Consider the following 6,514-nt stretch of genomic DNA (forward strand, 5'->3'; position numbering starts at 1 on the left):
CGGATACGATGGAAACAAAAGCGAACTACACTATTGTCGGCTTTTTCACGGTGCTCGTTATCGCGGCAGCGTTCGGCTTCGTCTACTGGATGGCCGAATATGGGCGTGGCGGGCCCATGGCTGAGCTGATCGTCCGCATTCCGGGCTCCGCGAACGGCTTGAGCATCGGCTCGCCTGTGCGGTTTAACGGTATTCAGGTGGGTTCGGTCAAATCGCTGTCGATTGATGCTGACGATCCGAGCTTCTCGCTGGCGTTCACGGAGGTGCGGGTCGATGCACCGATCTATCCGTCGACGAAAGCGATCCTTGAAATCCAGGGCTTGACGGGTGCGGCCTATATCGAACTGTCGGGCGGCAAGATCGGCGAAAAGAATATTCTTCAGCAGTCGCTCGACACCGGCAAGCGAGCGGTGATCGTCGCGGATCAATCGAGTGTCACGAACCTTCTGGCGACGGCGGACAAGATTCTCGACCGCGCCAACGATGCCATCGGGCAGGTTCAGGGGTTTGTGAAGGACGCGCGTGGGCCGCTGACGAAGACATTGCAGAACGCCGAGACGTTCTCCGACGCGTTAGCAAAGAACTCCGGCAACATTGATTCATTCCTACAAAGTGTCGGGCAACTGTCCGATACGGTTCGTAAGGTCTCGGGTCGTGTCGACTCGACGCTGGAGGCGGTCGAAGCCCTCGTGAAGGCCGTCGATGCGAAGAAGATCGATACCATTCTCAGCAATGCCGAGAAGGTCAGCCGCGACGTCGCCGATGCGTCGGGCGACTTCAAGGGGGCGATCCAGAGGTTCGAGGAAACAGCGACGACCTACAACGACCTCGGCAAGAAGGCGCAGGCGACGCTCGATCGGGTGGACACACTGGTAGCACAAATTGACCCGGCGAAGGTCAAGGGATCCGTCGACGACATCTCGCAGGCGACGAAAGATGCACGCGCTGCCGTCGCATCGATCAAGGATGTCGCGAACACCGTTTCGGCTCGGCAAAAGGACATTGATCAGACGATCCAGGACGTTTCGCAGATGGCGAACAAGCTGAACTCGGCGTCTACCCGCGTCGACGGTATTCTGATCAAGCTGGATGCACTGCTCGGGACAGATAATACGCAGTCGCTTTTTGCGCAGGCGCGTGACACGCTTACCTCGTTCAAGAAGGTTGCCGACAACCTCAACTCGCGGATTGGCCCGATTGCCGACAATCTGCAGAAATTTTCCAGCGGTGGGCTGCGCGACATGCAGTCGCTCATCAACGACACGCGCTCCACCGTGCAGAACCTTAGTAATGCAATCAGCGATTTCGACCGCAATCCGCAGCGGCTGATCTTCGGCGGGGATACTGTAAAGCAATATGACGGCCGGACGCGGCGTTAACAGGGATATTAGGGGAGCGCATATGGCCGTATCGGATGTGTTGCAGCGCCGTTCGTGGATATCGATAGCCGCGATCGCGTTGCCGCTATTGGCAGGCCTTGCGGGCTGCGGGACGGCTGCGAAGAACGACACTTACGATCTCTCAGCGTCGGCGACCGGCAGTGGACCGGCGGCAAAGGGCCGGCAGATCCTGGTGCAGCAACCGACCGCGCTGAAGGCGATCGACAGCGAGCAGATTGTCATTCGGGTGGCTCCGTCGCAAATACAGTACCTTTCTCAGGCGCAATGGGGCGACAAGCTGCCGCGCATGGTTCAGGCGAAGCTGGTCGAGGCCTATGAGAACTCCGGCAAGCTCGGCGGCGTCGGCGTCCCCGGCCAGGGGCTTGCGATCGATTATCAGCTCGTGACAGATATCCGCTCCTTCGAGATCGACACGACCGGCGCCAGCCGCGCGGTGGTGGAGATTTCAGCCAAGATCCTGAACGACCGCAACGGTTCTGTGAGAGCTCAGAAGGTGTTCAGACAAGAGGTGTCTGCCGGTGGATCGAACGATGGTCTTGTGAAGGGCCTCGATCGCGCGTTCGCAGGCGTATCGGCTGAGATCGTCAACTGGACGCTGCAGTCGATCTGATTGTCCATGTCGGGGTTGGCGTGGCGCTTCAATGGGATGCCACCATAAACAATGCCCTGAAACGAAAATGGCCGCCTTTTGGCGGCCATTTCTTTTTTGCCTAGGCGTCTTAGCTCAATCGTCCCGCGGCATGAGCAAGCATCGTGTAGACCTTGCCCGTGTCGGAGGTCAGATAGGACTGCGTGATCGTCTTGTCGCGGTCGCCGCGAGAGACATCGGCAAGCAGCTTTTCGAAATCGGCGATGTAGCGATCGACAGCGGTGCGGAACTCCGGCTCGCGATCGTACTTGCGCTTGATCTCGTCGAAGGTCTGCTGGCCCTTGAGCGTGTAGAGGCGGCGCGTAAATACGTCCCGCTCGCCGCGCTGATAGCGACGCCACAGGTCGACCGACGCATCGTGATCGATCGCGCGAGCGATATCCACCGAAAGCGAGTTTAAGGACTCGACGACATGGCGCGGATTGCGGCTATCGGCGGTGCGGGCCGGTGCTGCCGCGGCAGCCTCAGCGCGGGGTGCCGGTTGCCGGGCCGGAGCTTCTTCGGCAGCCTCTTCGCGCGATGCGCCGCGCAGGAGGTCGCTGATCCAGCCGCCGGTTGCCGGCGAGGCTGGAGCCGGGGCGGCAACGGGCGCCCGCTGCGGCGTCGCGGCCGCAGGTGTGGGAGGCGTTAGCGAGCCGCGCAGGCCGAAGTTTTCGATCGGCGAGGGCGTTACGGCCGGTGCCGAGGCGGGTGCTGCCGGAGGGGTGGGCTGGGGTACCTGCTGGGTAGTGGCCGGCTGGGCCGGACGTGGTGCGGGTTGAGGCTGAGGGATGGCCCGCGGCGCAGGCTCGGAGATTTCGAGCTGCTGTGTCGAACGGCCAACGATGTGCGAGATATCCTGCAGGGCCTTGATCTGCTCGGCGACGGCGCGACGCATGGCAGCGGCGCTCTCCTTGGCTTCCTCGGGAAGGTCGAATGCACCGCGCTTCAGCTCGCTGCGGGTCATATCGAGTTCCTTGCGGATGTCGCCGGCCGAGCGGCGGATCTCCTCGGTCGCACCGGAGAAGCGCGATACCGCCTCCTCGACTGCCTCGCGAAGCGACTCGCGCATGGTCTGGGCGGCGCCGTCGGATGCGCGACCTGCCTCGCCCAGCATTCGCTCCACGTCCGACAGAGACGCTGTCAGGCCACCGCGCAAGCGGTTGGAGAGCTCGCCGGATCGACGCTCCGCATTGCCGAATGCACCGTCGATTGTCGCGTTGGCCTCTTCTCCGGCCTTGACGAGCGCGGCGCGCATGGTCGCGGCCGCTTCCTCTGCACGCTTTTCGGTTTCGGAAAGAACCCGGCCGATGTCGGAGAACGAGGACTGCACGCTTTCGCGCAGCGTACCGCTGACCTGGTTGGAGCGCTGCTCGGCGCGGTCGAAGGCGGATTCGACCATGCCTCCAAGCGAACGCATGGTCTTTTCAATCTCCTCCGAGCGCTGGACGAGGCCAACGGAAAGGTTCTGCAGTGCGGTTTCGCGATCCTCAAGCGTCGAGACAAGGTTCGATTGAGCCGCTGCGAGCAGACCGGATGCCTGGCTGAGCACCTTTGAATGCTCGTCGAACCGCCCGATGATGCCGCCGACCTGGGCGAGCGTCTGGCCGGAAATATCGGACAGGCGATCGACCTTGCCTTCGAGCAGGCGGGTCGAGGCGGAAACCATTTCGGCGGCCTTGGATGCGGACTCGGTGAAGCGCGACGTCGTATCGCCGAGGCGACCATCGACCGCCGCCAGATCTTCGGCCGCACGGCTCATCATCTGGCCCATAGCGGAGCTGTTGTCCGACAGGCGTTCGATCAGCTTGTTGACGTTGGCAAGCAGGCTGTTCTCCATCGCGTCGACGGCCGACGATGCGCTCTCTGTGCGTGCGGCGATCGCGCTGATCAGAGCCTCGTTCTCACTGCGCAGGCGTTCGGTGCTGCGCTCGGTCGCCGCCGTGATGCGCGCGGCGGCGTCCTTGCCAGCCTCGGCATAACGGTCGATCAGCGGCCGTGCCGTTTCGTCGAGAATGCGCGACAGCTCTGTCGAGCGGCCGGCAAGCATCGAATTGAGTTCGCGGGTCCGGTCGTCGAGCGTCGTGCGGATTGCACTGCCGCGCGCTTCGAGCGCTTTTTCGACATCGGTCAGCGTCGAGTCGATTTCGCGTGTGCGGTCCTCGATGCTTGAACGGATGGCATTGCCGCGAGCTTCCAGAGCACGTTCGACCTCTGCCATGGTCGAGGTGATTTCCTGGCTTGCATCGGAAATCGTCGTGCGGATGCCTGCGCCATGACTTTCGAAGGTCGCCTGGGCGTCGCCGAGGGCGCGGGAAATGGCGCCAACCTGACCGCTGACCAGGGTTTCCGCCTCCGCGACCTTGTTGATAATTGCGTTGCCTGCCTCCGAGAAGGTTTGAGCGACGGCCGCTGCCTGGCCGGCGAGGCGGTTCTGTGCCTCGGAAACGCGACCGACGATCTGTTCGGACCGCTCTTCGATTGCACGGCTGAACTCGTTGCTCTTGGCCTCAAGGCCTTCGGCAAACTGCTGTCCGGTACGCCCGAGGTTTTCGGCGGCGCGGGTCGCTTCGTCGTCCATGCCCTGCGTTGTCTCGGCGACGGCGCTGCGCAGCGAAGCGGCGAGGCCGGCAGCCTTGCCTTCAATCGTGCGATTGACGGCATCGAGACCAACGGTCAGAGCGCGGTCCATCGTCGACAGGCGCTCCTCGATGCGGGCGCTGCCCCGCTCCATTGCCTCGCCGATACTCGCTGTGCGGGTGTCAATGCCCGAAGTCAGATTGGCCGTGCGGCCATCGATCGTCTCCGCAAACTTTGCGGCGCTGTCGTCGAGCGCTGCCGCGATGCGGCCCGTAGCCTCTTCGCCGAGCGTCCCAAGGCGCGAAATACCGTCGGACAAAGTGTTGGAGAGGCGGCCGCCAGCGGCGTCGACCTGCTCGGCTACGCCGCCGACGCCGTCACGAATGCGGTTTTCGAGGGCGGCAAGGCCGGCCTCGACACGCGACCCGGTTTCCGCAAAGCGACCGGTCATGCCTTCGATCGACTGGTCGAGCTGTGAGGAGAAGGTTTCTGCCGAGCGTGAGATCTCGCCTGCAGCCTCCTTGAAGCGGCCGGCAATATGGCCGGTGCTGTCACGTAGGCGGTCTTCGAGAGCGCGGCCGCTGTTGTCGATCGTCTGGCGAAGCGAGACCTCGTGGTCTTCCAGCGACATTTCCAACATGCCGACGCTGGTGGCGATCGACGCTCCGATTGTCGTCGCCTGGTCGGAAAGCGTGTCACTGATACGGGCGTGAGCGTCGCTGAGCGCGAGATTGATCGCCTGTTCGCGATCGGTCAGCGTCGAACGGATGCGTTCGTGAGCCGAGTCCAGACCACTTTCGATGCGTGTCGCCGCATTGCCGGTCAGCGCTTCGAAGCGATCATGTGCCGCGGCAAGGCCGCCTTCGATGCGGGATGCTGCATCGCCGTGCAATGTCTCCAGTCGCTGATGCGCATTGCTCAGGTTGGATTCGATGCGGGCAGCGGCGTTGCCGGTCAGCTGCTCGATGCGGTCTCCACCGCTCGAGAGCGTGCCAGCAAGCGTCGATGCGTGGTCACTCAGCGAACGCTCGAGGCGTTCCTGGCTCTCTGTGTAGGCGCTGCGAATTGCGTCCGACTTGTCGACGAGGGCCCCGGCAACGCGCGATTCGGCTCCGGCCACCGTGTCGAGCAACGCGTTGGTGCGCGCTTCCAGCGCGTCGTCAAAGCGGCTCTGGCTTTCGCTGAAGGAGATAGCGAGCGCCATCGCCTTCTCGTCGAGCGTGTCCGAAAGACGGTCCTGAACCGTGGCAATCGAATTCGCGATGGTATCGACGCGGCGGGCAAGCGCATCTTCGATGCGGCTATGGCCTTCGTTCAGGGATACGGCGAGCGCCATGACGCGGTCGTCGAGCGCCTCGGTGATCCGGTCATGTCCGCCGGCAAGCGAGTTGCTGATCGTTTCTGCGTGGTGGCCGAGCGTGTCTTCGAGACGGGTCTGGCTGTCGTTGAGGGAAATGGCAAGTGCCATGGCCCGATCGTCGAGAGCCTCTGTGAGCTTCTCGTGGCCGCCGACGATCTGGTTCGCGATCGTCTCGGCATGATGGCCAAGGGTATCGGCAAGCCGCGTTTGGCCTTCATTGAGCGAAATGGCGAGCGCTACCGTCTTGTCGTCAAGCACTTCGCTGAGCTTTTCGTGGCTGCCGGCGAGCTGGTTTGCGACTGCGTCGACATGAAGGCCAAGGGTATCGGCAAGGCGGATCTGCCCCTCATTGAGGGAAATGGCGAGTGCCATTGCCTTGTCATCAAGAGTGTCGGCAAGCTTCTCGTGGCCGCTGGCGATCGAGGCGGCAATCGCTTCGGCACGCTTGGCAATCGTATCCTCGAAGCGGTTCTGGCTCTCATCGAGCGAAATGGCCAGCGTCATCGCCTTGTCGTCGAGCGTGTCGGCAAGCCGCTCATGGCTGGC

General features: G+C 62.8%; 3 protein-coding genes. 2 read left to right on the forward strand and 1 reads right to left on the reverse strand.

What is annotated here, in order from left to right; all coding sequences use genetic code 11:
* The first annotated feature begins 8 nt into the window (after nucleotides 1–8).
* Entirely contained in the window at nucleotides 9–1,379 is a 1,371-nt protein-coding gene (locus tag PMI09_RS11000; RefSeq protein ID WP_007792932.1) for an MlaD family protein, read from the forward strand.
* Between the two features lie 22 nt (nucleotides 1,380–1,401).
* Nucleotides 1,402–2,010 carry an ABC-type transport auxiliary lipoprotein family protein gene (locus tag PMI09_RS11005; protein ID WP_007792935.1) on the forward strand — a complete coding sequence of 203 codons (609 nt, stop codon included), beginning with the start codon at nucleotides 1,402–1,404 and terminating at the stop codon, nucleotides 2,008–2,010.
* 109 nt (nucleotides 2,011–2,119) lie between these two features.
* On the opposite strand, the gene PMI09_RS11010 is transcribed toward PMI09_RS11005, so the two are convergent.
* Nucleotides 2,120–6,514, reverse strand: a 4,395-nt coding sequence (locus tag PMI09_RS11010) for an apolipoprotein A1/A4/E domain-containing protein (RefSeq protein ID WP_007792937.1), incomplete at its 5' end; no start/stop codon positions are given.

It is taken from the genome of Rhizobium sp. CF122, assembly GCF_000282035.1.
In the GTDB taxonomy this organism is placed as follows: Bacteria; Pseudomonadota; Alphaproteobacteria; order Rhizobiales; family Rhizobiaceae; genus Rhizobium.

Bases quoted from the DNA above. Each gene is read 5' to 3' on its own strand.
- PMI09_RS11005 (WP_007792935.1), top strand. From the start codon at position 1,402: ATGGCCGTATCGGATGTGTTGCAGCGCCGTTCGTGGATATCGATAGCC.
- PMI09_RS11000 (WP_007792932.1), top strand. From the start codon at position 9: ATGGAAACAAAAGCGAACTACACTATTGTCGGCTTTTTCACGGTGCTC.